24 protein-coding genes are annotated in these 26803 nt (G+C 66.6%); 13 read left to right on the forward strand and 11 right to left on the reverse strand.

Annotation, left to right across the window (positions count from 1 at the left end; translation table 11 throughout):
* Positions 1-413 precede the first annotated feature (413 nt).
* On the forward strand, positions 414-824 hold the full coding sequence (locus GL279_RS07030) for a DUF983 domain-containing protein (RefSeq protein ID WP_155063915.1): 411 nt from the start codon (positions 414-416) through the stop codon (positions 822-824).
* A gap of 3 nt (positions 825-827) precedes the next feature.
* Here the strand turns inward: GL279_RS07030 and GL279_RS07035 are convergent, their stop codons facing one another.
* Positions 828-2198: an aminotransferase-like domain-containing protein gene (locus tag GL279_RS07035; RefSeq protein WP_155063916.1), complete on the reverse strand. Its 1371-nt coding sequence runs from the start codon at positions 2196-2198 to the stop codon at positions 828-830.
* 208 nt (positions 2199-2406) lie between these two features.
* A complete protein-coding gene (locus GL279_RS07040) occupies positions 2407-3330 on the reverse strand; it encodes a carbon-nitrogen hydrolase family protein (protein WP_155063917.1) in 924 nt (307 codons plus the stop codon).
* An 81-nt stretch (positions 3331-3411) separates the two neighbouring features.
* Here GL279_RS07040 and GL279_RS07045 point away from each other — a divergent pair, with 81 nt between their 5' ends.
* The gene (locus GL279_RS07045) at positions 3412-4326 is read left to right on the forward strand and encodes a LysR family transcriptional regulator (RefSeq protein WP_155063918.1); all 915 of its coding nucleotides are present in this window, start codon (positions 3412-3414) and stop codon (positions 4324-4326) included.
* Positions 4327-4345: 19 nt separating this feature from the next.
* Here the strand turns inward: GL279_RS07045 and GL279_RS07050 are convergent, their stop codons facing one another.
* Positions 4346-6013 (reverse strand): amidohydrolase, encoded by a 1668-nt coding sequence (locus tag GL279_RS07050; protein WP_246175217.1) that lies wholly within the window; start codon positions 6011-6013, stop codon positions 4346-4348.
* Positions 6014-6064: 51 nt separating this feature from the next.
* Complete coding sequence (locus GL279_RS07055; RefSeq protein ID WP_155063920.1) at positions 6065-6418, reverse strand: cupin domain-containing protein; 354 nt, start codon at positions 6416-6418, stop codon at positions 6065-6067.
* Between the two features lie 166 nt (positions 6419-6584).
* Between GL279_RS07055 and GL279_RS07060 the strand changes: the two genes are divergently transcribed.
* On the forward strand, positions 6585-7163 hold the full coding sequence (locus GL279_RS07060) for a GNAT family N-acetyltransferase (protein ID WP_170293935.1): 579 nt from the start codon (positions 6585-6587) through the stop codon (positions 7161-7163).
* A gap of 43 nt (positions 7164-7206) precedes the next feature.
* Here the strand turns inward: GL279_RS07060 and GL279_RS07065 are convergent, their stop codons facing one another.
* From GL279_RS07065 to GL279_RS07085, 5 genes are all read right to left on the reverse strand, one after another.
* The gene (locus tag GL279_RS07065) at positions 7207-8178 is read right to left on the reverse strand and encodes an ABC transporter permease (protein ID WP_211371272.1); all 972 of its coding nucleotides are present in this window, start codon (positions 8176-8178) and stop codon (positions 7207-7209) included.
* 13 nt (positions 8179-8191) lie between these two features.
* Entirely contained in the window at positions 8192-9172 is a 981-nt protein-coding gene (locus GL279_RS07070; protein WP_155063922.1) for an ABC transporter permease, read from the reverse strand.
* A gap of 2 nt (positions 9173-9174) precedes the next feature.
* A complete protein-coding gene (locus tag GL279_RS07075) occupies positions 9175-10734 on the reverse strand; it encodes a sugar ABC transporter ATP-binding protein (protein WP_155063923.1) in 1560 nt (519 codons plus the stop codon).
* Positions 10735-10807: 73 nt separating this feature from the next.
* Complete coding sequence (locus tag GL279_RS07080) at positions 10808-11941, reverse strand: sugar ABC transporter substrate-binding protein (RefSeq protein WP_155063924.1); 1134 nt, start codon at positions 11939-11941, stop codon at positions 10808-10810.
* A gap of 312 nt (positions 11942-12253) precedes the next feature.
* Positions 12254-13441, reverse strand: a complete 1188-nt coding sequence (locus GL279_RS07085; protein WP_155063925.1) for a replication initiation protein — start codon at positions 13439-13441, stop codon at positions 12254-12256.
* Positions 13442-13961: 520 nt separating this feature from the next.
* Here GL279_RS07085 and GL279_RS07090 point away from each other — a divergent pair.
* Both GL279_RS07090 and GL279_RS07095 read left to right on the forward strand, forming a co-directional pair.
* Positions 13962-15371, forward strand: coding sequence for an AAA family ATPase (locus GL279_RS07090; protein WP_155063926.1), 1410 nt, complete (start codon positions 13962-13964; stop codon positions 15369-15371).
* A complete protein-coding gene (locus GL279_RS07095; protein ID WP_155063927.1) occupies positions 15364-16473 on the forward strand; it encodes a ParB/RepB/Spo0J family partition protein in 1110 nt (369 codons plus the stop codon). Before GL279_RS07090 ends, GL279_RS07095 begins: the two co-directional genes overlap by 8 nt.
* Positions 16474-16944: 471 nt before the next feature.
* Here GL279_RS07095 and GL279_RS07100 read toward each other — a convergent pair whose 3' ends face one another.
* Positions 16945-18165: an aminopeptidase P family protein gene (locus GL279_RS07100; RefSeq protein WP_155063928.1), complete on the reverse strand. Its 1221-nt coding sequence runs from the start codon at positions 18163-18165 to the stop codon at positions 16945-16947.
* A 105-nt stretch (positions 18166-18270) separates the two neighbouring features.
* On the opposite strand from GL279_RS07100, the gene GL279_RS07105 reads away from it, so the two are divergent.
* A complete protein-coding gene (locus GL279_RS07105; RefSeq protein ID WP_155063929.1) occupies positions 18271-19164 on the forward strand; it encodes a LysR family transcriptional regulator in 894 nt (297 codons plus the stop codon).
* Between the two features lie 90 nt (positions 19165-19254).
* Complete coding sequence (locus GL279_RS07110) at positions 19255-20394, forward strand: alpha-hydroxy acid oxidase (RefSeq protein ID WP_155063930.1); 1140 nt, start codon at positions 19255-19257, stop codon at positions 20392-20394.
* On the opposite strand, the gene GL279_RS07115 is transcribed toward GL279_RS07110, so the two are convergent.
* Positions 20391-21356 carry a LysR substrate-binding domain-containing protein gene (locus tag GL279_RS07115; protein WP_155063931.1) on the reverse strand — a complete coding sequence of 322 codons (966 nt, stop codon included), beginning with the start codon at positions 21354-21356 and terminating at the stop codon, positions 20391-20393. The two genes, GL279_RS07110 and GL279_RS07115, sit on opposite strands and share 4 nt — an antisense overlap.
* Before the next feature lie 104 nt (positions 21357-21460).
* On the opposite strand from GL279_RS07115, the gene GL279_RS07120 reads away from it, so the two are divergent.
* Genes GL279_RS07120 through GL279_RS07145 form a run of 6 tightly spaced genes read left to right on the forward strand, consistent with a single transcriptional unit; the run spans position 21461 to position 26800 of the window.
* On the forward strand, positions 21461-22249 hold the full coding sequence (locus tag GL279_RS07120; RefSeq protein WP_155063932.1) for an ABC transporter ATP-binding protein: 789 nt from the start codon (positions 21461-21463) through the stop codon (positions 22247-22249).
* 33 nt (positions 22250-22282) lie between these two features.
* Positions 22283-23059 carry a transporter substrate-binding domain-containing protein gene (locus GL279_RS07125; RefSeq protein ID WP_155063933.1) on the forward strand — a complete coding sequence of 259 codons (777 nt, stop codon included), beginning with the start codon at positions 22283-22285 and terminating at the stop codon, positions 23057-23059.
* A 15-nt stretch (positions 23060-23074) separates the two neighbouring features.
* Positions 23075-23806, forward strand: a complete 732-nt coding sequence (locus GL279_RS07130) for an ABC transporter permease (protein ID WP_155063934.1) — start codon at positions 23075-23077, stop codon at positions 23804-23806.
* Positions 23803-24627, forward strand: coding sequence for an ABC transporter permease (locus tag GL279_RS07135; RefSeq protein WP_155063935.1), 825 nt, complete (start codon positions 23803-23805; stop codon positions 24625-24627). The genes GL279_RS07130 and GL279_RS07135 overlap by 4 nt, the downstream gene beginning before the upstream one ends.
* Positions 24624-25427 carry an HpcH/HpaI aldolase family protein gene (locus GL279_RS07140; protein WP_155063936.1) on the forward strand — a complete coding sequence of 268 codons (804 nt, stop codon included), beginning with the start codon at positions 24624-24626 and terminating at the stop codon, positions 25425-25427. The genes GL279_RS07135 and GL279_RS07140 overlap by 4 nt, the downstream gene beginning before the upstream one ends.
* A complete protein-coding gene (locus tag GL279_RS07145; RefSeq protein WP_155063937.1) occupies positions 25424-26800 on the forward strand; it encodes an FAD-binding oxidoreductase in 1377 nt (458 codons plus the stop codon). The genes GL279_RS07140 and GL279_RS07145 overlap by 4 nt, the downstream gene beginning before the upstream one ends.
* Positions 26801-26803 lie beyond the last annotated feature (3 nt).

Consider the following 26803-nt stretch of genomic DNA (forward strand, 5'->3'; position numbering starts at 1 on the left):
GCGCAACTCCTTGTGGCCGGATGTGAGGCTGCGGCGCGCGCGGACCGGGGGCGACACGCCCGGCCCGGCCGGCCCCGCTGCAGGGGATGAGATGCTCCATGATGGCTCCCGACTCGAAATCTTTTGCTGTCGTCCCATTAATTGCATGGATCGTGTCTGCATTCAATTTACAAGTTGTCGCAGGCCCCGGGCAGGGAAGCCGGTTGCCACCCCGGCGGACACGGCTTGGTAAAGCCCAGCTTGCCGCCTGCGCCGCCGCGTTACGGTTCCCACCCGACAGCCGACGACAAACCGTCCGCGATCATGCCAGAATTATATGGATACAATTTTCTTCCATTTTTGCCATCAATATGCTAGGCAAACCCGGATCGGCCCGCAGCCGCATGACGCATAACGATTCGAAAGGCAGGACGATGACACAGCCCAGGATCCTTGAGCAGGATGCCGCCAACCTGAAACCCGCGCTGAAACGCGGCGCCTGTCTGAAATGTCCCCGCTGCGGCGAGGGGCGGCTGTTTCGCAGCTATCTCAAGGTCGCCGACCGCTGCAACGCCTGCGGGCTGGACCTGACGCCGCAGCGCGCCGATGACGGGCCGGCCTATATCGTGATCCTGCTGGTCGCGCATCTTATCGGCTTTTCGCTGGTGCCGCTGTTCAGCCTGCTGGGCGACCGGCCGGTGCTGGTCGGCGTGGTGCTGAGCGCGGCCGCCGTGACGCTGTCGCTGGCGCTGCTGCCGCCGGTCAAGGGTATGTTCGTGGCCCTGCAATGGGTCAAGGGCATGCATGGCTTTGACCCCCTGCGCAACGGCGCGCAAGAAAGCTAGCGGCTAGCCCATCCAGCCGCCCCCCGACAGCGTATTGCCCAGAAACATCAGCCCGGCGCGCAGCTCGTCGCGGCTGATCGCGCCGCCCAGACAGATGCGGATCCGCTCGCCCGGCTCGCCGCAGACGGTGAAGGCATCGGCGGGCATCATCCCGATCGGACGGCCGGCCATGCGGCCCATCAGCTCGGCGCGGCTGGCGCCCTCGGGCAGTTTCAGCCAGATATTGTAGGCATGCGGATCGACCACGAAATCGAACCCGCCCAGCACCGAAGCCGCGATCTGCTGGCGGGCGGCGCTTTCCTGACGCACGAAATCAAGGATGCGGTCGGCGGTGCCGTTCTGGATCCAGCGCGTCGCCAGCGCCATGCACAGCGGCGAGGGCATGCCCGAGATCGTGCGCAGCGCCCGCGCCAGCGCAAAGCCCGCGCGCGGATCGGGCGCCACGGCAAAGGCCAGCCGCAGCCCGGCGCCGATGCATTTCGACAGCCCGCCGATATGCCAGACCTGCGCCGGGGCCAGCGCCGCCAGCGGAACCGGCGGCAGCTGCGGCACGAACCCATAGGCGTCATCCTCGATCAGCGGCAGGTTATGGGCGATCAGGATATCCGCCACCTCGCGCCGCCGCGCCTCGGGCATGGTCAGCGTGGTCGGGTTCTGCAATGTCGGGTTCAGATATAGCGCCGCCGGGCCATGGGCGCGGATCGCCGCCTCCAGCCGCTCGGGGATGATGCCAGCCTCGTCCATCTCGATACCGACCAGCACCAGACCCAGCTGCGCCGCGATGGCGCGCAGGCCGGGATAGGTCACGCGCTCGCACAGCAGCCGGTCGCCCGGCCGCGCGATGATCGACAGGATCGCGACCATGGCGGCATGGGCGCCGGGCGCGATCGCCAGCCGCTCGGCCACTGCGGTGATGCCGCGCCGGCCCAGCCACAGCGCCGCCGCGGCCTTGTCCTGCTCGGCCCCGGTCGTCGCCTGATAACGCAGCAGCGACACCATGCTGCCCGAGACCACCTCCAGCCCCTCGCGCATCCGGCCCAACAGATCGGGGTCGGTCACATCGGGCGGCATGTTCATCGACAGGTCGGCATCGTCATCGCGCCGTGCATCGGCCGGGACAGTGGTGCGCAGCCCGCTGCGCACAAAGGTGCCGCGCCCGACATGGCTTTCGATCAGGTTGCGGGTATGGGCCTCGGCATAGGCGCGGCTGACGGTGGTGAAATCGACGCCCAGCCGCTCGGCCAGCTTGCGCTGCGGCGGCAGCCGGTCGCCGGGCTTCAACCCGCCGCTGCGCAGATCGGCCTCGATGGCATCGGCGATCTGCAGATAGCGCGGGCGGCCATCGGTGGCCAGCAGGGGGGTCCAGGTGGGCATGCGGGATCCGATCGGTCAGAATCCCGCAGATTGTATGCAAATTGACAGGGTAATGGCAAGGGCACATTGCAGGACTCCGACGCTTGGTCAAATACCCGGCAAGGCTTGGAAAATCTTGCCACACCCGTGACGATCCCGCCCGGACGGCCCGGATTGTCTGCCTAGGCATCAACGGATCGTTCGCAGACATGTCCGGGCAGAATCCGGCTCAGCTGATGAAATGGACCGGCGGTTTGGGGCGTTCATCCACCTCCAGCCGGAACACGTCGGGCCGGGCGTAATGGCCGACCACGTCGAAATCATAGCGGGCGCGGATCAGCTCGGCGCGGTCGATCTCGGCCAGAACCAGCCCCTCGGTCCCGGTCAGCGGCCCGGCCAGCACCTCGCCCAAGGGGCCGATGATGACGCTGCCGCCATTGATCAGCGGGCGCGCCGCGTCCCAATCCGCGACCGTCACCCCCAGCTCGGCCGGCGAGGGCTGATACTGGCAGGCGCTGACCAGAAAACAGCGGCCCTCATGCGCGATATGGCGCATCGAGGCCTGCCACTGGTCGCGTTCGTCCACGGTCGGCGCGCACCAGATTTCGACGCCCTTGGCATACATGGCCGTGCGCAGCAGCGGCATGTGGTTTTCCCAGCAGATCGCGGTGCCAAGCCGGCCGGCACGGCTGTCCACCACCGGCAGGGTCGAACCGTCGCCCTGCCCCCAGATCAGCCGTTCGGTCCCGGTCGGCATCAGCTTGCGGTGCTTGGCCACCAGCCCCGCCTTGGGGTCAAAAAACAGCGCGCTGCAATATAGCGTGCTGCCGCCGCGTTCGATCACGCCGACGACCAGACTGGCGCCGGTGCGGGCCGACAGCGCCGCCAGCTCTTCGACCTCGGTCCCGTTCAGATCAATGGCATTGTCGTAATAGGCGGCAAAGGCCTCGCGCCCCTGCGGCAGGCGAAAGCCCAGCCGGGTGCCAAAGCTCTCGCCCTTGGGATAGCCGCCCAGCAGCGCCTCGGGCAGCACGACCAGACTGGCGCCGGCATTCCTGATGTCGCGTTCGTGGCGCAGGATCGCGGCCAGCGTCGCCGCCTTGCCCTCGGGCGCCGAGCCGATTTGAAGGGCCGAGATGATCGATTTCGTCATGTCCGAAACAGCCTCCTTATGGGTTGAGGCATTCTCCGCCCGCGCGCATTATCGATCAAGCCGGGGCCGGAACTGAATGACATGAATGAAATTGATATTACTGCGGTCGATCTGAACCTGCTCAAGGTCTTTGAGGCCCTGCACGAGGAAGGCAGCGCCAGCCGCGCCGCCCTGCGCCTTGGCCTGACGCAATCGGCGGTCAGCGCCGCATTGGCGCGGCTGCGGCAGGTCTATGGCGATCCGCTGTTCGAGCGCCGGGGCCGCGGCATGGCCCCCACCGCTCGCGCGCAAGAGCTGAACACCACCGTGCGCGAGGTCCTGCTGCTTTGCCGCCAGACCCTGCGCCGGGCGGGCGACGGCGCGCCCTCGCTCAATGGCCGCACGGTATCACTGGGGCTGTCGGACGATCTTGAAATCGCGATCGGCCGGGCGCTGGCCGACCGGCTGCGGGTGACGGCGCCGGGGCTGCGGCTGCTGTTGCGCCAGACCAACAGCGCCCAGGCGACCGAGATGCTGGCCAGCCGCGCCGTCGGGCTGGCACTGGCGGCGGGCGGGTTCGGCGCGCGGACGATTGCGCGGCAGCGGGTGATGGCGGGCGGCTATTCCTGCGTCACCACCCTGCGCGGCGCCAAGGCCGGCCCGCTGACGCTGGACGACTATCTGCGCCGCGACCATCTGCTGATTTCATCGGACGGCTATCTGGGCATCGTGGACGACGCCCTGCTGGCGCTGGGGCTGCGCCGCAATGTTCGGGTGGCGACGACGCATTTTGCCGCCCTGCCCTTCCTGCTGGTCGATGATGACACGGTGGCCACCCTGCCCAGCCATGCCGCGCGGGCGGTGGCGGAACTGGCCGGGCTGCAGCTGCATGACTGCCCGCTGGCGCTGCCCGGCTATGTGATCGAACTGGGCTGGCGCCCCGACATGCTGCGCGATCCCGCCGTGCAAGCGGTGCATCAGGCGGTGCTGGCGGTCTTTGCCGGGATGGCCGCCTGACACCGCCGGCCCGGTCAGATCAGGCCAGAACCCCCGGATCATGGATGATGCGTCCGCCGCAAATCGTCAGCACCACGCCCAGATCGGGGATTGCCGCCGGTTCTGTCGCCTCGATATCGCCACCCAGCACCACCAGATCGGCGGCAAGGCCTTCGCGCAGCGTGCCGGTGACATCCTCGCGATGCGCCGCCCATGCACCCTGCGCCGTATAGGCGCGCAGCACTTCGCCCAATGACAGCCGCTCATCGCGCCCGCCGGCATAGGGCGGACGCGTCAGCGCCGCCGCGATCCCGCGCAGGACCGAGACATCGGCCACCGGCCAGTCGCTGGAAAAGGCCACCGGCGCGCCGGCCTCGGCCAGACTGCGGCACAGATAGGCGTCACCCCAGCGCGCGGCGCCGATCCGTGACAGCGTCGGCTCTTGCGGGAAATCCATCGCCCCCGGCACATGCGGCGGCTGCAGGCTGGCGGTGATGCCAAGCGGCCCCAGCCGGGGCACATCCGTGGGGTCAATCAGCTCGATATGTTCGATGCGGTGGCGGCTGTCGCGCGGGCCATTGGCGGCGCGCGCCGCCTGATAGCCGTCGATCACCACCCGCACCGCGCCATCGCCGATGGCATGGACCGCGATCTGCAAGCCGCGCCGGTCGATTTCGGCGGCGATCTCGGCGAAACGCGCCGGCGCAAACAGGGCCTCGCCCCGGTGGCCGGGCTGGTCGGGGTAGTCGCGCAGCAGACAGGCGGTGCGGCTGTCGATGACCCCGTCCATGAACATCTTGACCAGCCCCGAGCTGAGCCAGTCCCCCTGAAAATCCGCCGCCATGGCCGAGGCGCGCTCCAGCGCCGTCAGATCCATATGCGGTTTGAAATGGAACGGCACCTTGACCCGCAGCGGCAGATCGCCCTCGGCCTGCATCTCGGCCAGCAGCTCCAGCGTATAGCGGTTGCCGTCCATATTCACGAGGCTGGTCACGCCATGTTCGGCGCAATGCTGCATGCCCTTGCGCAACAGCGCCTTGTCGGCGGCGCGCTCGGCGGCCGAAGGCGCGGGCGCGGGCTCTTCGCCGGTGGCGATGCCCAGATTGATCCGCCCCTCGCCGGCAAAGGCGATCAGCGGGCCAAAGGCCTCGAATTCGCGCAGCTCGCCGGTGGCCAGACCGTCCGTTCCCATCACCACCTCATGGCCATGCGGCATGACTGCGCCATGCAGCAGGCCGGCGGCGCGCAGCGCGGCGGTATTGGCCCAGACCGTGTGCAGATCGGGCGACATCATCGCAATCGGGCGGTCCGCGATCATCGCATCCAGATCGTGCCGCGTCGCGGGCCGGTCAAGAATGCCGTAATGCGCCTCTTGCGCCATCAACAGCGGCATGTCGGGATTGGCCCCGGCAAAGGCGCGAAAGGCCGCGCCCACCGCCTCGGCCCCGTGCAGATGGCCGATATGCAGATGCGTCAGATCGGCTCCGCCCAGACCCACATGCACGTGCCCCTCGAAAAAGCCGGGCAGCAGCGTCCGCCCGCCGGCGTCGATGATCCGCGTCGCGGGCCCGGCCAGCGCCGCAACCTCGGCCGCAGCGCCGACCGCAAGGATGCGCGCGCCCGCCAGCGCCACCGCCTCGGCGCGCGGGTTTTCCGGGTCCATGGTCAGGACGCGCGCATTGGTCAGGATCAGATCGGCGGTGGCCATCCGGGGCATGCTCCGAAAAGGCCGCCCCCGGCAGGGGGGCGGCGGCAGGGCTTACTTCAGCTTGATCGCGAAATGCTTGCGCACCGGCTCTTCGATGGTCCAGGTGCCCTTGAAGGTCGGCTCGACCACGAAGGCATCGCCGGGGGTCAGCGTGACCGGGGCGCCGCCCTCGGGGGTGATGGTGATGCGCCCCTCGATCAGATGCACGAATTCGTAGAACTGATAGGTCGCGTGCCAGGTGCCGGTCGTCGCCTCCCATGTCCCCGAGATCATGCTGCCATCGGCCGAGCTGTGCTGGATCCAATAGCGCATGGTCGGGTCGCCCTCGACCTTGACCCAGCCGTCAAGGTCGGTGGTGATCGGCTCGGGGCCGGGTTCGGGAAAACGGAAAACCGTGTCGCTCATGTCTGTCCTCGCAAGGGGCATTGGGTCGCTCTCCTTGGTAGGCGGGCCTCGCGCGGGGCGCAAGCCAGACCATCGGCGGGGCGCGCCGCAAGGGGGCTTGGCGAGCGCGCGCCAAAGCGTCAAAGACGGAACGCGCGCAGGGCGCAGGCAGGGACAGGGAACGGATATGCAGATCCGCAAGGCAAGGGCATCGGATGCCCCGCATCTGGTGCGCTTCATCAATATGGCGGCGGACGATCTGCCGCTGCATTTCTGGCGCAAGACCGCCGGCCCCGAGGGCGACCCCTGGGCGCTGGGGGCCGAACGCGCCGCGCGCGAGACCGGCAATTTCTCGTATCAGAACGCATGGCTGGCCGAGATCGACGGCGCGGTCGGCGCCTGCCTGCTGGGCTATCCCGCCGACGAGCCCGGCCCGATCGACCCCGACACGCCGCCGATCTTCGTGCCGCTTTTGGAACTTGAAGCGCTGGCGCCGGGCGCGTGGTATCTGAACGTGCTGGCGACCTATGACGATTTCCGCGGCAAGGGTCTTGGCAGCGCGCTGCTGGCCCATGCCGAAACCGTCGCCCGCGCCGCAGGTCATGCCAGCATCAGCCTGATCGCCGCCGACACGCATCGCGACGCCCTGCGCCTCTATGCGGCCAAGGGCTATGGCGAAATCGCCCGCCGCCCGGTGGTCAAGGACGACTGGCAGGTCGATGCCAACGAATGGATCCTGTTCACCAAGCCCGTAGCGGGCGCATGATCCGACAGCGCAACCCGGGAACACCGGGTTGCGCCCTGCCCCCTCAGCGCGCGGCGGGGGTGCGGCCGTAAAGCAGCAGCATGACGATGATCACCAGCCCGTGGATGATCTGGCGCCCGGCCTCGGGCAATTGCATCACCGACAGGATGGATTGCAGCAGCGTCACCAGAATGACCCCGGCGATGGTGCCGACATAGCTGCCGCGCCCGCCAAGGATCGAGGTGCCGCCCAGCACCACCGCCGCAATCGCTGGCAGCAGATAGGTGTCGCCCATCGATTGCGACGCCTTCGAGGCATAGCCGGCCAGCAGCGTCCCCGCGAATGCCGACAGCCCGCCTGAGACGACAAAGGCCAGCATGACGATCCGCCGCGTGCCGACCCCCGACATATAGGCCGCCCGCTCGCTGTTGCCGATGCCGAACACCGCGCGCCCAAAGACCGAGCGGCGCAGCCCCAGAATGGCCAGCGTCCCGATCACCGCCCAGATCAGCGCCGCGTTCGGCAGGCCGGGGATGGTCTCGCCCGTGGCCAGAAACCGCATCGCCGGGGTGGCGGCGTCCTGCGGCGCATAGCCGCCGGTATAGACCACCATCAGCCCTTGGGTGACGGCATTGCTGGCCAGCGTCACGATCATCGAGGGGATGCGCAGATAGGCGACCCCCAGCCCGTTCACCAGCCCGATCGCCATGCCGCACAGGATGCCGAACGGCACGGCCAGCGCGCTGCCCACCGGGCCAAGCGCCGCCGCAGCACAGCCCATCATCGCCCCCATGGTCATCGCCCATGGCACCGACAGGTCGATATGGCCCAGCAGGATGATGATCATCGTGCCGGTGGCGATGATGCCCAGAAATGAGGCCACCTTCAGCTGTTGCAACAGATATTTCGCGGTCAGGAACCCGGGGCTGTAGATGCTGCCGATCAGCAGCAGCACCAGAATGCAGGCGAACGCGATCAGCACGGCCGGATCGGCCCGGCGCAGAAAGGCCGGCATCGGGATTGCGGGATTTGCCATGGCTTCCTCTTTCTTACCGGAACCAGTCGAGGCGGTTGCGCACGCGCAGCAGGCCAAAGGCGCCAAGGCTGACGGCGACCATCAGGATCAGCCCCTGAAACAGCGGCTGCCACAGCGCGTCGAAATCAAAGACGAACAGCATGTCGCCGATGGTGCGAAAGGCCAGCGCGCCAAAGACCGCGCCAATGGCGCTGCCCCGGCCGCCATACAGGGACACCCCCCCCAGCACCACGGCGGCGATGGAAAACAGCGTATAGGCGCTGCCGCTGACCTGCGCCGCCTCGCCGGTATAGGTGAAAAACGTCAGGAACAGCCCGCCCGCGCCGGCGCAAAGCCCGGCCAGCGCATAGGCCAAGAACCGGCCCCGGCGGATCGGCAGGCCCGACATATAGGCCGCCTGTTCGGCCGAACCCGAGGCAAAGGCCGCCCGCCCCGCCAGCGACCGGCTGAAGGGCACCCAGACCAGCGCCACCACGGCCGCAAGCGCGGCGATGCTGGCCGGAAAGACGCCGCCGATCTTGCCGGTCATGGCATCGGCCAGCACCTCATGCACCGACCCGCCCGGAAACGGCCGGATCAGCAGCGCAAGACCGAAATAGATCGCGCCGGTGGCGATGGTGGTGACGATGGGTTGCAACCGGCCATAGATGACAATGGTCCCGTTCAGCGCCCCGCACAGCGTCCCCGCCGCCAGAACCGCGATCACGCCCAGCCCCGCCTGCAACGGCGTGCCCACGACCAGCGCCGAGGCCAGACAATTGGTCAGCACCATGATCATGCCCACCGACAGGTCGATGCCGGCGGTGATGACCACCAGCGTCTGCGCCATGGCGACAAAGGCCAGCAGCACGCCCTTGTTCGCGGCGGTCTGCACCACGTTCGAGGTCAGCCCGGCCGGGTGGTTCGCGACATAGATGGTGAACATCAGCGCGAATATCGCCATGGCCACCAGCGTGCCGCGCTGTTCGGCCAGCAGATATCTCCATTCCCTCATGGTCAATGCCCTCCCCGGGCGTCGCCCTCGGCGGCGGGCACGATGTTCAGCGCCGCCGCGATCAGGTTGTGTTCGGTGATCTCCTCGCCCACCAGTTCGCGCCGGATCCGGCCGTCATAGACCACCTCGACCCGGTCGCAGCAGCCGATCAGCTCGGCATAATCGGTCGAATAGAACAGGATCGCCGCGCCCTCATCGGCCAGCCGGCGCAACAGGCGATAGATCTCCTGCTTGGTGCCGATGTCGATGCCGCGCGTGGGATCGTTCAGCAAGATGATGCGCGGCCCGCGCAGCAGCCATTTCGCGATCACCACCTTTTGCTGGTTGCCACCCGAGAGCGCCCCCACGGCCACATCGGGCGAGCTGGTCTTGATCGCCAAAAGCTCGATCATCCGCTGCACCGCCGCGCTTTCCTCGGGGGCATCGACGACACCGCCATGCGACAAAAGATCCAGCGCGGCAAAGGACAGGTTATCACGCACCGACATCGGCAGCATCAGCCCCTCGGTCTTGCGGTCCTCGGGGATCAGGGCGATGCCGGGAAAGGTCTCGCGGGCGCGCGCCGGGCCCGACAGGGCGACGGGCTTGCCATCGACCAGAATCTGGCCCTCGACCCCGCGCAGGACGCCGAACAGCGACAGCAGCAATTCGTTCTGGCCCTGCCCGTCCAGCCCGCCCAGACCGACGATCTCGCCGGCATGCAGGTCAAAGCTGATGTCATGCAGCCGGTCGGCCCAGGACAGGCCGCGCAGCTCCAGCCGCGGCGCGGCCGCAGGGGTTGGCGCCGGCGCGACTTCGGGGCGATGCTTGGCCGGATAGACGCTGCTGACCTCGCGGCCGATCATCATCTGCACGACCTCGGCATCGGATTTGCTGCCGGCAGGATAGCTCGCGATCTTGCGCCCGCCCCGGAACACCGTGCAATCGTCGGCCAGTTCCTTGATCTCGTTCATGCGGTGCGAGATATACAGCAGCCCCAGCCCTTCGTCCCGCAGGCCCTTGAGCATGCGAAACACCTTGTCCACATCGGACGCGGTCAACGCCGAGGTCGCCTCGTCAAGAATCAGGATGCGCGGCTTGCGCGCCAGCGCCTTGGCGATCTCGACCATCTGCCGGCGCGACAGCGGCAGGTCGCGCACCAGCGCGCGCGGATGGATGTCGGATGCCCCGGCCCGCGCCAGCGCCTCCTCGGCCAGCAGGCGCTGCGCCTTGCGGTCGATCATGCCAAAGCGCGTCGGCGGGTTCGACACCACGATATTGTCGGCCACGCTCAGCTCGGGGATCAGCGACAGCTCCTGAAAGACGCAGACCACCTCCGCCTCATTGGCCGCCGCCGGAGAGGCAAAGCTGACCGCGCGCCCCGCCAGCGTCATCACCCCCTCGTCAGGCGCGACGACCCCGGTCATCACCTTGATCAGAGTGGATTTCCCGGCGCCGTTCTCGCCCAGCAACGCATGGATCGAACCGGCGCGCAAAGTCAGATCCGCACGCTCCAGCGCGCGGGTGCCGCCATAACTCTTGGACACGCCTTCCATGCGGAACAGCGGTGCATGACTTTCCATCCTGCCCCTCGATAGATCTGTGATTGCCGCCCATGGCGGCGGGCAGGGACGCAGCCCCGCCCGCCGGCCCCGGTTACTGGTTGGTCTGGCTCTGGCTCATGATTTCCTGCGCGGTGAAATTGATGCCGCAGGTCGGGAACGAGTTGCCGACGAAGAAGTTGTCCGAGGCGTCAGGGAAATAGTCCTGACCGGCCTTGAACTCCGAGGCCACGGCCAGCGGCAGCTTCACCGCCTGCGGCACGGTCTTGCCCTCCAGCGCGGCGATGGCGACCTTCATCGCCACCGCGACCTGCGCCGGGCCGCTGCCGGCCGAGGTGCATTTCAGCCCCTGATCGGCATATTGTGCGCAGAACTTGCGAAAGCCGTTCTCGGTCTCGCCGCCGAAAGGCACGAAGGGATGGCCCGCGTCGATCAGCGCCTGCACGATGCCGGTATCGCCGCCCTGCGCGGTGATGGCATCAAAGGGACCGTTGGTGGCGATGGCATCTGCGGTGACCTTCTGGGCCACGGCATCGTCCCATTTGCCCATGACCTCGGTCACCTTGAATTCCTTGCCCGAGGCGGCCAGCGCCTCCTGCACGCCATCATGGCGGTCGGTATCGACCGAGGTGCCGGCGACGCCGCGCACCTCCAGAACCTTGCCGCCCTGCGGCAGATGGCTGGCCAGCCATTCGCCCCAGATCGCGCCCAGTCCCTTTTGGTCGACGTTGACGTTGATCGCGTCCTCGGTGTCCAGCGTATTGTCAAAAGCGACCAGCACCACGCCGGCCTGTTTGGCGCGACGGATCACCGGGGCAAAGGCGGTCGGGTTCTGCGCGTCGACAACGATGGCGTCATAGCCCGAGTCGATGAAATTGTTGATGGCCGAGATCTGCGCCGGCACGTCCTCGCCGGTCGAGACGACCTTGAATTCCTTGAGCTTGGCGGCGACCTCGGGCTGGGCGGCATAGGCCTTGGCGGTCTGCACCATCTGAATGCGCCAGGTATTGGCGATATAGCCATTGGCCAAAGCGATGCGATAGGGGCCCTTCTTGGCGTCAAAGCTCAGGAACTTGGTGTCGTTTTTCCACGGCGCAAAGCATTCCGCCTCATCGGCCGGACCCGACACCACCTTCGGCTCGGCCATGACGGCCGTTCCCGCCAGCAATGCCAGCGCGCTGGCGACACCGGCCAGGGCCACGCGTGACGTGGCGACAAACTTGAACATCGGATTCCCTCCCGTTACATCGCGCCCGGTCCCCGGCATGGCGATTGCCGCAACGGGCGGCGCCAAGCGATGGCGCAGCCGCTGCATTTCTGCCCGTCCCGTTCGTGAAACTGTCTCCCTGCGGCAGTTCTAGAACCGCGCCGGGACGCTTGTATAGCGCGATTGCATGGGATTGCGGGGATCCGCAAACGACTTTCATATCCCCGCAAAGGCAGCCGCGCGGACCCCGCCATCCGGGTCTAAGCCGCTGTTTCCCTTGATATCGGCGCATGGCCGCCCCGCGACCATGTCTGCGCCACGCGGGCCGCCGCCTCAGCCCTCGTCGATCCCGTCCAGCAGGCCCGGCGACATCTCCTGCCAGAAAACCGCGATGCGGCTGGCGTTCAGCGGCGACATCCAGCCGTGTTTCTCGAAATCGTCGCGCAGCCGGGCATCGGGCAATTGCGCGGCAAACAGCCGCTTGTCGGCATCGCGCTGGGTGGGGGTGCGCGCCTTGACCGCCGCCAGAATCCGGCGCAGCCGCTCGGCGCGGGGCGTCGCCGGCGCCTCGATGGCCCGCTCGCCGGCCGGCGGGCCGAAATTGCCCTCCAGCGCGGCGGTCAGATAGCCAAGCTTGCTTTTGACGTTCTTGCGCGTCTCGACATAGTCCAGCTTTTCCAGCACCTGCTCTTCGCCATGCGCCGACAGCCATTGCCGCGCCAGCCGGTCGCTGACGCCCAGATCGCGCAGCCGCGCATAGACATCGCCATGGCGCATCCCCTCGCCATCGTCCAGATCCAGAATCGCCAGCTGCGGGTTGTCGCGGATGCGAAAGCGGATATCGGTGACCGCCCTGCCCTGCTTGCGCGTCTCGGCGGCGACCAGAATATTGCTGGTGCGGTTCACCTCATCCACCGCCGGCTTGATGATCTTGGCGTTCAGATGCTTGAAGGTCTCGTAATAGGCCGAGCCATCCACCCCCATCAGCCGCCGGAACAGGTCCAGCGGCCACCACCCGGTCGAGCCGGTGCGCACAAAGCGGTAGCAGTTCTCGTAAAGCGCCAGCGCATGGCCGCTGGTGAACCGGCGCTGGATGTTCAGGTTGATCAGCGCGAATACCTTGGGGTCGTTCAGCTTTTCGGCCAGCGCCGGCGAATAGCCATATTCACAGATCCCGCCCTTCAGCTTGGCATAGCTCAGCAGGCTGCTGACCCCCCATTCCTGCTGGCCTTTCTCATCCAGCATGTCCCATTCCGCCACCGTCTCGGCCAGACCGCGCAGCGACTGTTTCAGCGTGTCCATGTCATTGCTGTTATAGCCGATCATCAGGCACAAGGTGCGCGCGTCGATCTGATGCCGGCTGCGGCTGATCAGCGTGTCATAGGCGTTCAGCAACAGCACGTTCGACAGCTTGCGCTGCAACAGCGTCAGCTTGCCCGAGACATGGATCGCCGCCACATGTTTCTTGACCGCCCCCCGGCGCAGCGCGCCCGACAGCTGATCGCGAGGAATGTCGTCCATCGCCCTGCCTCATTTTTTATCGTTGGCCCGATTATGCCGGACAAGGCACCTTCCCACAACAGCATTCCGGGTCCCCTTTCCCGGCGCGCGGCGATCCCGCAGACGGGTGCCTTTGCGCCGCGCCGGTCAGAAAAGCACCCGTTTACAGGAACCGGGATGCCGGGTTTCGGGCCCGATCCGGCCGAAATGCGCCAAAACAGGCCCATCCCGCAGCCGGAAACCCCTGTTCCCGCGAATCGGTCCCCCTCGTCCCGGAATCGGGTCCCATTGATCCCGTATCCGGGTGCCCTTGACCCTGTATCCGGGTGCCTTTCACCCCATAGCATCCTGATTTTCTTTTATCTTCCCGACCTAAAGATTCTAAAGTCCTGAAAGGAATCACAAACTATATGCCGTTGCTTCCTTGCAGATTCGGGGGGATTTCGCTGCGAAACCGGCAAGATGGATTCACTTGCCCCTGATGATGTGTAATAGTTTCGGAAAAACACCCATCGAAGCAGCACATCGCAAAGGTTGTGACATGTCCTCAGGCAAGGACCCCCTACCCCCGTATTTCAATATCCATCCCGCGAAAGCCGCCGAGCGGCTTTCCGGTCCTATCGACACCGCCCGATTCGCAAAAGCGGCGGCCTTCGCGGCCCGGGGCCGGCAGGACCTCGCCGAGCGCGGCTATGCCCCGGACGGGCGCAAGCGCCTGCGCCGCTTTTCCACATGGGAGGTGTGCCGCTATCTGATCCCGGTCGCACCCGCGCATTTCCGCCGGGTGCTGCTCAAGAACCCCGATCTGCCGCAGGGTCAGGGCGAGGGCAATTCCAAATGGTTCAGCCTCGAAGACGTGTTGCGCCTGCGCGATCATTTCGCGGCCGAGGGCGCGGCCGGGCGCGAATACCGGCCCTGGCGCCCCGAGGGCCTGCCCGCCAAAACCATCGCCGTGGCCAATTTCAAGGGCGGCGTTGGCAAGACCTCGACCGCCGCGCATCTGGCAATGTCGGCGGCGCTCGACGGCTACAAGGTGTTGGTGATCGATCTCGACAGTCAGGGCAGCATGACCTCGATTCTTGGCGGCAAGGTTGCCGATGAATGGTCCACCGCCTTCCCGCTGCTGGCCAAGGATTATGCCCTGGCCCTGCAGGACGAAAACCGCGTGCGCGAGGCTGCGGGCCAAAGCCCCCTGCCCTTCGACGAGACCCTGACCGAGGCGCTGACCATCACCGCGCAGGATCTGATCCAGACCACGCATTGGCCCAATATTGACCTGCTGGGCGCGCAGCTGAACCTCTATTGGGCCGAATTCCAGGTGCCGGTCTGGCGGCTGGGCCTGCGTGGCTGGCCGCTTTGGGATGCGCTTGGCAATGCGCTGGTCAATGACCGGCTGGTGGACAGCTATGATATCATCATCCTCGATACGCCGCCGGCGCTTGGCTATCTGACCATCAACGCCCTTGCCGCCGCCGATATCCTGCTGGTGCCTCTGGGCGCGTCGTTCCTTGAATTCGACTCGACCGGGCGTTTCTTCGACATGCTCTATTCGACCTTCGCCAGCATCGAAGAAGGCGAAAACGCCGCCCGCCGCCGCGATGGCCTGCCCGAGATGCGCTTTGAATGGGACGCGGTCCGGGCGATCATTACCCGGTTTGACGCCGGCCAGCAGACCGATCTGGCCAATGTCATTCAGGCCTATTTCGGCGATTTCATGACCACCTACCGCCAAGAGCTGACCGCCATGGTCGGACAGGCCGGCGAACAGGTGAACGGCATCTACGAGGCCGATTACCGCGAATTCAACCGCGACACCTATGTCCGCGGCCGCGAGACCTTCGACCGCACCTGGGCCGAGGTCAAGGAACTGATCCTTGGCACCTGGTGGCGGGATCTGCAGATGCAGCAGACCGAATCCGCGATGATGGCGAAGGAGCAGGAAAATGGCTAAGCGCAGAAGGCTGGAAACCCCGAGCAGCGCCGATCTGCACCGGATCGAAGAACAGTTTCGCAGCGAAACCCATGACCGTCCGATGGTCGGGCGCGGCATCGCACCCATCGCTCAGGTCGCGGCCGACAGCGCGGCGCTCTCCAGCGCGGAAAGCACCGAAAGCCGGGCCTCGCGCGCCCGGACCGAGGCTGATGCGGCGCGGTTGCAGGCGGCGCAGGATCAGGGCCTGCTGATGGTCGAGCTGCCCATCGGTCAGATCGACGAGGCGGTGATGATCCGCGACCGCATGGGCATGAGCGACGAGGACCTGCTGGAGCTGAGGCTGTCGATCGCCGCACATGGGCTGCGCCTGCCGATCGAGGTCTTTGACATGGAGGCGCCGGCCGGGCAGGAACCGCGCTATGGGTTGCTGTCGGGCTATCGCCGGCTGCATGCCGTTCGCGCGCTTTACGAGCTGACCCAGTCCGAGAAATACAGCCGCATCCGCGCGCTGGTTCGCCGCCGGACCGAGGCCGACGCCGCCTTTGTCGCCATGGTCGAAGAGAACGAGGTCCGCGAGGAACTCAGCCATTTCGAGCGCGGCCGCATCGCCGTCATCGCGGCCAATCAGGGCGCCTTTGCCAATACCGAGGACGCGGTGAACAAGCTCTTTGCCACCGGATCGAAGGCCAAGAGGTCCAAGGTGCGGTCCTTTGCGCTGATCTTCGAGGAACTCGGCGACATGCTGCGTTTCCCCGAGGCACTGACCGAGCGGCGCGGGCTGCGCCTGTCTGCGGCCTTGCGCAACGGCGGCGAGGCGCGGCTGCGTCAGGCCATGTCGGTGCGCACGCCGGGCAACCCAGACGAGGAATGGGCTTTGGTCGAGCCGATGGTGCAAGAGATCGAAAGCGGTCCGCGCACGCCGGGTCGGGGTGGACGGCCGCGCACGGCGCCGCCGCGTCACGGCTGGATCGACGCCACGACCATCCGCACCACCAGCGGCATCGAGATCCGCCGGGCCCGCGACGGCCGCGGCCATATCCTGCGGCTGGAAGGCGATGCGCTGGACGACGAGCTGATGGAGAGCCTGATGCTGGAAATCCAGTCCTTGCTGGAAAAGTAAACGGTTTCGCAGCGAAACCCGCGCCGGGGCAGGGCGGTCGGACCCGCCTTGGTGGTGCGCGGGTTGGTTGGGCCTTGGCGTGGGTAAGCTTGGGGTTCGGCGGCCGTGGTCAAGACCGGCGGCTGGCCGGGTTCCATTCGGCAGGGGGCGATGAGGGTGCCGCAGCAAAGGCGGCTGTGTCGTGCGGTCGGATCGCTGGGCGCGGCAGGGGTTTTATCGCTGAGCAGGCGCGCGGCAGCTACGTCAAATAGCGATTTTTCTAAGAAAATGGCTGTGCAACGGCTGAGAATACCTCGCCTGTAGGGTGTTCTTATAATGTTCCCGTATCGAGCCAGTCATGCCTGCGCAAACGGGCTTGCAGTGCAGGCGTGGGCGGAGTGCCGCGGCCCCTCAGGGCAGGGCAGGGCAGGGTGGTGGTCCCTCGGGCGCGTCTGGGCGCCCAGAGGCTGCTGTGGGGGCTACGGGCGGCTTTTAGAGGCGGGGTGGCAGGATCAGGTGCTCGGGGCCGTAGGGAAAGCCGGTGATGTTGCGGCTGCCGCCGGCTTCGATCACCAGAATGTCGTGCTCGCGGTAGCCGCCGGCGCCGGGCAGATGGGCGGGGATGGTGATCATCGGCTCCATGCTGACCACCATGCCGGGCGCCAGCACGGTGTCGCAATCCTCGCGCAGCTCCAGCCCGGCCTCGCGGCCGTAATAGTGGCAGAGCACGCCGAAACTGTGGCCATAGCCAAAGCTGCGATAGTGCAAGAGGTTCTCGGCGGCATAGATCTCATTGAGTTCGGCGGCGATGTCCGAGCATTTCGCGCCCGGCTGCAGCAGCTCTTTGCCGCGGTCGTGCACCTTGCAATTCACTTGCCACAGCCGCAGATGTTCGTCGCTGGCATGTTCGGCGAAAAGCGTGCGTTCCAGCGCGACGTAATAGCCCGCGACCATGGGAAAGCAGTTCAGCGACAGGATGTCTCCGGGCTGGATCCGGCGCGAGGTCGGCGGGTTATGCGCGCCATCGGTGTTGATGCCCGATTGGAACCATGTCCAGCTGTCCTGCAGCTCGGCATTGGGCCAGCTGCGGGCGATTTCGCGTTGCAGGGTGGCGGTGGCGTGCAGGGCGATCTCGTGCTCGGGGACGCCGGCGGCGGTGGCCTCGACGCAGGCGGCGCCGCCCAGATCGGCGATGCGGGTCATTTCGGTGATATGGGCGATTTCCTCGGCCGATTTGATCATGCGCAGCCGCATGGCGGGACCGGCGATGTCCACGAATTCGATACCGGGAAACTCCGCCCGCAAGAGCGCCATGAACTCGATCGTGACATGGTCGAATTCGATGCCGATGCGGCGGGCCGTGCCGGCAAGCTGGCGGAGGGCGTGAAAATAATTGTCCCTGTGCCAGTCGGTATAGACCAGATTGCCGCCAAAGGTCCGCCGCCACGGCCGGCCGCCGTCGATGCCGGCGCTGATCGAGGTCGCGCGCTGGTGGTCCAGAACCAGCCCGTAGCGGCGTCCGAACTGGCAATAGAGGAAATCGGCGTAATAGGTGATGTTGTGATACGAGGTGAAAAGCGCCGCGTCGATGCCCACATCGGCCATGTGCCGGCGGATCGCATCCTGCCGGCGCCGCATCTCGGCATCCGAGAAGGTGCCCTGGGCCTTTTCGCCATTGCCGGCAAAGTCCTGTAGTCTTTCGCGCTTGGTCATCTCTCGTCCCTTGAGTTAGATTTCTGGCAGGTTGCTGCGGGTGAAGCCCCCGCGTCAAAAGAGGTTTTCTGATCGGAAGATGAATTTTATTCATGGATCTGGCCCATGGCACAGCCGCCGCTGACCGCGCTGCGCGCATTCGAGGCCGTGGCCCGCACCGGCAGTTTCCGCGCCGCGGCCGAGGCGCTGTTCGTGACCCAGCCCGCGATCAGCCATCAGGTCCGGCATCTGGAGCAATGGCTGGGGGCGCCGCTGTTTGATCGCAGCGGCCGGGTGCCGGTGCTGTTGCCGCGCGGGGTGGCGCTGGCGCGCGAGCTGACCATGGCGCTGGACGCGATCGAGACCGCCTGCCGGCGGGCGCGGCCGGCCGCCGAAGGGGGGCTGGTGGTGGCGGCCATCCCCTCGGTCGCGATCTGCTGGCTGATCCCGCGCCTGCCGCGGTTTCGCGCCCGGCACCCCGAGATCCAGCTGCGCGTCGTCTATGCCTATCACGGTCAGGACATCGATTTCGCGGCCACCGATCTGGCCTTTACCTTTGGCGAGACCTGCCCGGCGGGCGCGGGGATTCAGGCGCGGCGCTTTCTGCCCGGGGTCTGTGTGCCGGTGGCCAGCCCTCGGCTGGTCGGCGCGCTGCCGGCCGAGCTGACGCTGCCGTGGCTGTTGCAGGTGGGCCTGCTGCACGACAATGACATGACTGGCTGGCAGACATGGCTGGGCCGGGCCGGGCAGCCGGTGCCCGCGCATCTGCCGGGCGCGATCTTTGAGGATTTCAATCTGCTGCGGGCCGCCGCGCTGGCAGGGCAGGGGGTGGCGCTTTGCGCGCGGGCCATGGTCGAGCCCGATCTGGCCGAGGGGCGGCTGGTGGCGCTGTCCGATATCGCGGTGCTGGAGGGGTTTTCCTATTACCTGACCCGCTCGGACCGGGTGGCCATGGACGCCGCCCGGCAGCGGGCGCGGCAGGCGTTTCTGGACTGGATCGCCGAGGAAGAAGGCGCTTGAGCAAATCCAGCTCATTCATGGACAAGAATTTCAGAGATGGACCACCGGCGCCGGGCCGTTACCCTGCCGCCGGCGAGTCAGGAGAGTGACATGAAGGACTGCATCACCATCGCCGATCTGCGGGAACGGGCGCGGCGGCGGTTGCCCCGGATCCTGTTCGACTGGATCGACGGCGGTGCCGGGGACGAGGCGGCGATGCGCGAGAATGCCGACGCCCTGTCTGCCGTCCGGTTCCTGCCGCGCTATATGCTGGATGTGACGGGCCGCAGGCAGGACAAGACATTGTTTGGCCGACGTTATGACAGCCCCTTTGGCATTGCGCCCACGGGCTATGCCGGGCTGTTCCGTCCGGGCGCCGACAGCATTCTGGCGGGGGCCGCGCAGCGGGCGAACCTGCCTTTCATCCTGTCGGGCACCAGCGTCGATTCCATCGAAGTGGTCATGCAGGCCGCGCCGGATCATGCGTGGTATCAGCTTTACGGCGCCGCCGAGCCCGCCATCACCCGCGACATGATCCTGCGGGCCGAGCGTGCGGGCTGTGCGGCGCTGGTGGTGACCATCGACATTCCGCTGGCGGCCAAGCGTGAGCGGGATTTGCGCAATGGCTTTGGCATTCCGCTGCGGATGACGCCGCGCATGGTGCTGGACGGGATGCTGCACCCGGCATGGTCGCTGGACTATCTGCGCACCGGCGGCATGCCGGTGATGGAGAACTGGCGGCCCTACGCCCCGGTCGGGTCGGATGCGATGCAGGTCGCCGAATATGCCAATACCCATTCCTATTGCGTGCAGACATGGGACCATCTGAAGCTGTTTCGCCAGCTTTGGCCGCGCAAGCTGGTGGTCAAGGGCGTCTCGCATCCCGAGGATGCCGCCATTGCGGTCGATCTGGGGGCGGATGGCATCATCGCCTCGAACCACGGCGGGCGGCAGGGCGACCGGCTCGCCGCGATCCCGCCGCTGCTGGGGCGGTTGCGCGCGGCGATCGGGCCGGATGTGCCCCTGATGATGGATGGCGGCATCCGGCGCGGCACCGATGTGCTGGCGGCGCTTTGCCTTGGGGCGGATTTCGTCTTTGCCGGGCGGCCGACGCTGTTTGGTGTGGTCGCGGGCGGGGCGGCGGGTGCCGACCGGGCGCTTGCGATCCTGCGCGAAGAACTGGACATGCTGATGGGGCAGGTCGGTTGCCTGAGCCTGGATGACCCCGACCTGCGGCGCTTTGTGCTTTAGCGGCGCAGCTGGCCGGGGCTAAGCCGGATCGTCGTGGGATTGTCCATCTCGGCGTCCTCGGCCTGCCGCATGGCGATGCACCAGTCGCAGACCGCCTGCGCCCGGGGCGTCAGCGCGCGCTCGCTGCGATGGACGACGCTGAAATGCTGGCCGGAATTCACCGAAAGCGGCAGCGCCGGCACCAGCGCCCCCGAGCGGAGCAGCTCATCCGTGGAATGCTGCCAGCCAAGCGCGATGCCGGCCCCGGTCAGCGCCGCCTGCATGACGAGGATGTAGTTGTTGTAGGTGGCGCCCGGCTGGCCCTGCCGCGGTGTGACCCCGACAAAGCGCAGAAAGTCGTCCCAGACGATGCCTTCGTGATAGCTGGCATCCAGATGCAAAAGCGGATGGGCCAGCAGGTCGGGCGCCGCGCGCAGCGGCCCGTGCCGGTCCAGATAGGCGGGACTGCAGACCGGCGTGATGATTTCGCGGGCAAAGGGGTGGCGTTCGTGCCCGGCCCAGTCGGCGCGGCCATTGGTCACGGCAAAGGACACCCCATCCGCCGGCAGGTCCAGATTGCGGTCCGAGTTGTAAAGCTGCATTTCGATGCGGGTCGTCGGATCGGGATAGCGCGACAGCCGGGGCAGGAACCAGTAGCTGCCGGCCGAGATCGGCGCATAGACCTTGACCGTCGTCGAGGTCAGCGAGGCACGGATCTCCTCGACCGCGTCCTCGATATGGTTCAGGCCCGAGGTGATGGCCGCGCGCAGCCGCGCCCCGTCGGAATTGAGCGTGAGTTGCCGGTGCCGGCGATGGAACAGCGGCAGGCCGATGCATTGTTCAAGCTGGCGGATCGCGTGGCTGACGGCGGCGGGCGTCACGTTCAGCTCATCGGCGGCGCGGGTAAAGCTTTCCAGCCGGGCGGCCGCGTCAAAGACATAGAGCAGATTGCCCGAAGGGATGTGCCGACGCAGTTTTCGCATGAATCAGATTTGCTCACGGGCAAGAATTTTTAGCATTCATGGCCATGAAATCTATAGCTACTGTCTATCCAAGGTAAATCAGAATTATAACAGGGAAATCGGGAATGAGCTCTGGTCACGTCGCGCTGACGTCGCCCGAAGCCTTGCATGTCACGGGTATCCGCAAGTCCTTTGGCGCGCTGGAAGTGCTCAAGGGGATCGACCTGACGGCCATGCAGGGCGATGTGATCGCCATTATCGGCGGCAGCGGATCGGGCAAATCCACCTTTCTGCGCTGCCTGAATTTCCTTGAGCATCCCTCGGCCGGAACCGTCCGCATCAATGGCGAGGAAATCGCGCTGGCGCGGGACGGGCATGGCAATCTGGCGCCCAGCTCTGGCGCGCAATTGCGGCGCATCCGCAGCCGGCTGGCCATGGTGTTTCAGGGCTTCAACCTGTGGACGCATATGACGCTGCTGGAAAACGTCATCGAGGCGCCGGTGCGGGTGCTGGGGCTGGAGCGCAAGGATGCCGTCTGGCAGGCCGAGGCGCTGCTGGACCGCGTCGGGCTGGGACACAAGATCCACGAATACCCGTCGTTCCTGTCGGGCGGCCAGCAGCAGCGCGCGGCCATTGCCCGGGCGCTGGCGGTGGATCCGCATGCGATGCTGTTTGACGAGCCGACCTCGGCGCTGGACCCCGAACTGGTGGGCGAGGTGCTGAAGGTGATCCGGGGCCTTGCCGAGGAAGGCCGGACCCTGGTTCTGGTCACGCATGAGATGGGCTTTGCCCGCGACGTGGCCAATCAGGTCGTGTTCCTGCACAACGGCAGGATCGAGGAGCAGGGCCCGCCTGCCGAGCTGTTCGGTCGGCCGAAATCCGAACGCCTTGGCCGGTTCCTTGGCAATTTCTGAAACAAGAACAACCACCACAACCGGGAGAAGAAGATGAACAAGTTGATTGCCGCGCTGTCGCTGGCCACCGCGTTTTTCGCAGGCGCGGCGCAGGCCGAGACGCTGAAGGTCGGGTTCTCGCCCGAGGCATATCCGCCCTTCTGGGTGTCCTCGCCCGGCGGCAGCTGGACCGGCTGGGAGCCCGACTTCATCACCGCGCTTTGCGCCGAGGCGAAATATGACTGCGAGCTGGTTCCGGTCGCATGGGAGGGCATCATCCCGGCGCTTTTGAACGGCAAGATCGACGTGATCATGAATTCGCTGCGCATCAATGACGAACGGCGCAAGGTCATCGACTTTTCCGACAAATATTATGAGGTCGTGACGCAGGTCGCCGCCGCCAAGGACGTCAAAATGGGCATCGAGCCGGCCGATATGGCGGGCAAGATCATCGGCGTGCAGGTCTCGACCGGGTATCAGACCTATGCGCAGAAACATTACGCCGCCGAGGCCTCCGAGATCCGCGGCTATGCCTCGCAGGACGAGGCCTATCAGGATCTGGCCGCAGGTCGCATCGACGCGGTGCTTGACGGCGCCATCGCCATGGACGAATTCCTGAAGACGCCCACCGGCGCCTGCTGCGATGTCAAGGGCAGCTTGCCGCGCGACGTCGAGACGCTGGGCGAGGGCTATGGCGCCGGGCTGCGCAAGGACGAACCCGAGGTCAAGGAACGGCTGAACGCCGCCATCGCCGCGCTGCGCCAGAATGGCACCTATGCCAAGATCACGGCCAAGTATTTCGACCACGACATCTATGGCGACGGCCAGTAAGGCGGCTTGGCCCAGATGTCCTCGCTGAGCATTCTTGGCCTTGATCTGGGCCTTCTCCTGCATGACGGGTGGGGGGAGGCGCTGCTGACGGGGCTTTACCGTTCGCTGTCGATCGCCTTTGGCGCCTTTGCGCTGGGGCTGGTGATCGGCACGCTGGCCGGCATCGGCAAGCTGCACGGAAATGCGCTGCTGCGGCAGTTGCTGGAGCTATATACCACGGTGGTGCGTTCGGTGCCCGAGCTGGTGCTGATCCTGATCGTCTATTTCGCGGGCTCGGACCTGCTGAATGCGGTGTCGGGCAGCTTGGGTTACGGGCAGGTCGAGATCAATGGCGCCGCCGCCGGCATCCTTGTTCTGGGCGTCGTGCAGGGCGCCTATGCGACCGAGGTGATCCGGGGCGCCATCCTGTCGGTGCCCGTGGGCCAGATCGAGGCGGCGCAATCCTTTGGCATGACCGGCCCCGCGATCATGCGCCGCATCACGCTGCCGGCGATGCTGCCTGCCGCGCTGCCGGGCCTGTCGAACCTGTGGCTGATCGCGATGAAGGACACGGCGCTGCTGGCGGTGCTGGGCTTTGGCGAGCTGACGCAGGTCACGCGCCAGGCCGCCGGCACGACCAAGGAATATTTCACCTTTTTCATGGCGGCGGGCTGTCTTTACCTGATCGCCTCGCTGATCTCGAATGCGCTGTCGCACCGGCTGGAGGCATGGGCGCGCCGGGGTCTGCCCAAGGATGTGCGCGCATGAGCCAGCTTGCCAAACCCGTCATCGACGCCGATGTGACCGAGGTGCAGGCCCAGGTCAGGCCGCCGGCTTTGGGCCGCTGGGGCTGGCTCGTGCTGGCGGCGTTCGCGGTCTATGCCGCCGCCAGCATGCGCTGGGACTGGCTGGCCAGCTATTATCCCAAGCTGCTGTGGGGGCTGTGGACCACGCTGTGGTTGCTGGTCGTGACCACGGCGCTGGGGTTGGTGCTGGCCATCGGCCTTGGCATCGCGCAGGCGGCCGGGCCGCGCTGGCTGGCGCTGCCGGCCCGCGTATTTTGCACCGTGATCCGGGGCACGCCGCTGCTGTTGCAGCTGTGGTTGCTGTATTACGGCCTTGGCGCGCTATTTGCCGCCAATCCCGAAATCCGGCAATCGGCGCTGTGGCCGGTGCTGCGGCAGGCATGGCCCTATGCGGTGCTGGCGCTGACCATGTCCTATGCCGCCTATGAGGGCGAGGTGATGCGCGGCGCGTTTCTGGGCATCGCCAAGGGCCAGCTTGAGGCCGCGCAATCCTTTGGCATGACCCGCTGGCATATCTTTCGCCGGATCTGGCTGCCGCAGGCGTTCCGCCGCGCGCTGCCGACGCTGGTGGGCGAGACCATCCTGCAGCTGAAGGCGACGCCCTTGGTCGCGACCATCACGGTCATGGACATCTATTCGGTGGCCGCGCAGGTCCGGCAGGCCACCTACCTGACCTATGAGCCGCTGATCCTGATCTCGGTGGTCTATGTGCTGATCGCCTTGCTGATCCAGCGCGCCTTTGCCGCCTTCACCAAAACCCACCAGACGAGGAGCCCGCGTTGAGCTTCGACCCCGCCCTGTTGCCCAAGAGCCTGACCCTTGGCCTGTCCCTGCGCGAGCGTCTGTCGCGGCGCGATGTCGTGACCGGCGCATGGTGCACGCTGCCCCATCCCAGCGTGATCGAGCTGATGGCCCGGCTGGATTTCGATTTCCTGCTGCTGGACAGCGAGCATTCGGCCATCGGGCTGGGCGATCTTGGTGCGCTTTTGCCTGCCTGCGAGCTGCATGATGCGCCGGCCATCTTTCGCCCGCGGTCGCATTGCGCAGGCGAGATCAAGGCGGCGCTGGATGCGGGGGCCTGCGGGGTCATGGTGCCGATGATCGACACTGTCGAGGCGGCGCGGCAGGTCATCGACACCTGCCGCTATGCGCCCATGGGTCAGCGCGGCATCGGGCCCTGGCGCGCCTCGGGCTATTACGATGGCTTTGCCGATTACACCGCCCGCGCCAATGACGCGACCACGCTGATCCTGCAGATCGAAAGCGCGACCGGGCTGGCGAATGTCGAGGCGATCGCGGCGCTGCCGGGCTATGAGGCGCTTTATGTCGGGCCGGCCGATCTGGCCAGCTCGCTTGGCCTGCCGATCGGAGAGCGCAAGCAGCAGATGCGCGCGGCGCTGGAGCGGGTGGCGCGGGCGGCGCGCGCGCATGGCAAGGCCGCCGGTATCGACATGAACATCGCCGGGGATCTGCCCGAGCTGGCGGCGATGGGGTTCACGTTCTTTACCATCGGGTCGGATGCGGGATTCATCCAGTCGGGCGGGCGGGCATTGGTGCGCGAACTGGCCGAGGTGGCGGCATGAGCGCGCCGCGACCGCTGGTCGACATCGTGGGCGCGGGCCATGTGCTGGATGGCGCGGCGCTGCGCGAGCGGCCGCAGGATTTCTGGAACCCGGTCGCGACGCGGGCGCGGGCGGTGGTCAGCCCGGCCTCGGTGCCCGAGCTTTCGGCGGTGCTGGCATGGTGCAACGACAATGGCTGCCCCGTCATCCCCGAGGGCGGGCGCACCAACCTTAATCAAGGCACCGCGGCCAGCCCCGAGGCGATCATCCTGTCGACCATGCGGCTGGACCGGATCGGCACGCCCGATCCGCAGGCGATGACGGTCGAGGCCGGGGCCGGCGCGGTCATCCAGACCCTGCAAGAGCGTTGCGAGGCGCAGGGCCTGCGCTTTGGCCTGGATTTCGGGGCGCGCGGCAGCGCCATGCTGGGCGGCGCGCTGTCGACCAATGCCGGCGGGTTTCAGGCGCTGCGCTATGGCGTCGCCCGCGATCAGGTGCTGGGGCTGGAGGCGGTGCTGGCCGATGGCACGGTGCTGTCGCATCTGACCGCCTATGCCAAGGACAACACCGGCTATGACCTGAAGCAGCTTTTCATCGGCTCGGAGGGGACGCTGGGCGTCATCACCCGCGCGGTGCTGCGCCTGCATCCCGGGCCGGTGACGCGCAGCACCGCGCTGCTGGGCTTTCGCGATTTCGAGGCCGTGACGCGCACCCTTGCCACCATGCGCCGCAATTTGCAGGGCACGCTGTCAAGCTATGAGATCATGTGGGAAGAGTTCTACGAGTTCAATCTGGCCGCCCTGTCCGAGGGGCGCCGGCCGATGCAGGACCGTTTCCCGTTCTGCGTCCTGTGCGAGGCCGAGGGCTTTGCGCCGGAAAGCGACGACGAGCGGTTCCAGAACGCCGTCATGCAGGCCATCGACAGCGGCGATGCCGGGGATGCGGTGATCGCGCAATCGCTGCGCCAGCGCGACGAGCTGTGGCGCATCCGCGAGGATTTCGATGCCGAGCAGCGGCTGTTCACCGTGATGATCGACTTTGACATCTCGTTGCGCCTGCGCGACATGGCCGCCTTTGTCGCCGAGGCCGAACGCAGCCTTGCCCGCGAAATCCCCGAGTTTCTGGGCCTGCATGTGCTGGGCCATCTGGGCGATGGCAACCTGCATGTGACGACCGGCCTGCCGACGCCCGAACGCAAGGATGAGGTCAAGGCCCTGATCTATGCCCTGATCGCGCGCTATGGTGGCTCGATTTCGGCCGAGCACGGCATCGGCATCAACAAGCGCGACTATCTGCACCATTCGCGATCCGCCGCCGAGATCGCCACGATGCGCCGGCTGAAAATGGCGCTGGACCCGCGCAACATCCTGAACCCGGGAAAGGTGCTGCCCTGAACC

Origin of the sequence: Paracoccus limosus (assembly GCF_009711185.1) — a bacterium.
Taxonomy (GTDB): domain Bacteria; phylum Pseudomonadota; class Alphaproteobacteria; order Rhodobacterales; family Rhodobacteraceae; genus Paracoccus; species Paracoccus limosus.

Bases quoted from the DNA above. Each gene is read 5' to 3' on its own strand.
- GL279_RS07075 (WP_155063923.1), bottom strand. From the start codon at position 10,734: ATGGAAAGTCATGCACCGCTGTTCCGCATGGAAGGCGTGTCCAAGAGT.
- GL279_RS07065 (WP_211371272.1), bottom strand. From the start codon at position 8,178: ATGGCAAATCCCGCAATCCCGATGCCGGCCTTTCTGCGCCGGGCCGAT.
- GL279_RS07050 (WP_246175217.1), bottom strand. From the start codon at position 6,013: ATGGCCACCGCCGATCTGATCCTGACCAATGCGCGCGTCCTGACCATG.
- GL279_RS07095 (WP_155063927.1), top strand. From the start codon at position 15,364: ATGGCTAAGCGCAGAAGGCTGGAAACCCCGAGCAGCGCCGATCTGCAC.
- GL279_RS07120 (WP_155063932.1), top strand. From the start codon at position 21,461: ATGAGCTCTGGTCACGTCGCGCTGACGTCGCCCGAAGCCTTGCATGTC.
- GL279_RS07060 (WP_170293935.1), top strand. From the start codon at position 6,585: ATGCAGATCCGCAAGGCAAGGGCATCGGATGCCCCGCATCTGGTGCGC.
- GL279_RS07030 (WP_155063915.1), top strand. From the start codon at position 414: ATGACACAGCCCAGGATCCTTGAGCAGGATGCCGCCAACCTGAAACCC.
- GL279_RS07045 (WP_155063918.1), top strand. From the start codon at position 3,412: ATGAATGAAATTGATATTACTGCGGTCGATCTGAACCTGCTCAAGGTC.
- GL279_RS07100 (WP_155063928.1), bottom strand. From the start codon at position 18,165: ATGACCAAGCGCGAAAGACTACAGGACTTTGCCGGCAATGGCGAAAAG.
- GL279_RS07090 (WP_155063926.1), top strand. From the start codon at position 13,962: ATGTCCTCAGGCAAGGACCCCCTACCCCCGTATTTCAATATCCATCCC.
- GL279_RS07055 (WP_155063920.1), bottom strand. From the start codon at position 6,418: ATGAGCGACACGGTTTTCCGTTTTCCCGAACCCGGCCCCGAGCCGATC.
- GL279_RS07040 (WP_155063917.1), bottom strand. From the start codon at position 3,330: ATGACGAAATCGATCATCTCGGCCCTTCAAATCGGCTCGGCGCCCGAG.
- GL279_RS07070 (WP_155063922.1), bottom strand. From the start codon at position 9,172: ATGAGGGAATGGAGATATCTGCTGGCCGAACAGCGCGGCACGCTGGTG.
- GL279_RS07130 (WP_155063934.1), top strand. From the start codon at position 23,075: ATGTCCTCGCTGAGCATTCTTGGCCTTGATCTGGGCCTTCTCCTGCAT.
- GL279_RS07115 (WP_155063931.1), bottom strand. From the start codon at position 21,356: ATGCGAAAACTGCGTCGGCACATCCCTTCGGGCAATCTGCTCTATGTC.
- GL279_RS07105 (WP_155063929.1), top strand. From the start codon at position 18,271: ATGGCACAGCCGCCGCTGACCGCGCTGCGCGCATTCGAGGCCGTGGCC.
- GL279_RS07125 (WP_155063933.1), top strand. From the start codon at position 22,283: ATGAACAAGTTGATTGCCGCGCTGTCGCTGGCCACCGCGTTTTTCGCA.
- GL279_RS07085 (WP_155063925.1), bottom strand. From the start codon at position 13,441: ATGGACGACATTCCTCGCGATCAGCTGTCGGGCGCGCTGCGCCGGGGG.
- GL279_RS07145 (WP_155063937.1), top strand. From the start codon at position 25,424: ATGAGCGCGCCGCGACCGCTGGTCGACATCGTGGGCGCGGGCCATGTG.
- GL279_RS07110 (WP_155063930.1), top strand. From the start codon at position 19,255: ATGAAGGACTGCATCACCATCGCCGATCTGCGGGAACGGGCGCGGCGG.
- GL279_RS07035 (WP_155063916.1), bottom strand. From the start codon at position 2,198: ATGCCCACCTGGACCCCCCTGCTGGCCACCGATGGCCGCCCGCGCTAT.
- GL279_RS07135 (WP_155063935.1), top strand. From the start codon at position 23,803: ATGAGCCAGCTTGCCAAACCCGTCATCGACGCCGATGTGACCGAGGTG.
- GL279_RS07080 (WP_155063924.1), bottom strand. From the start codon at position 11,941: ATGTTCAAGTTTGTCGCCACGTCACGCGTGGCCCTGGCCGGTGTCGCC.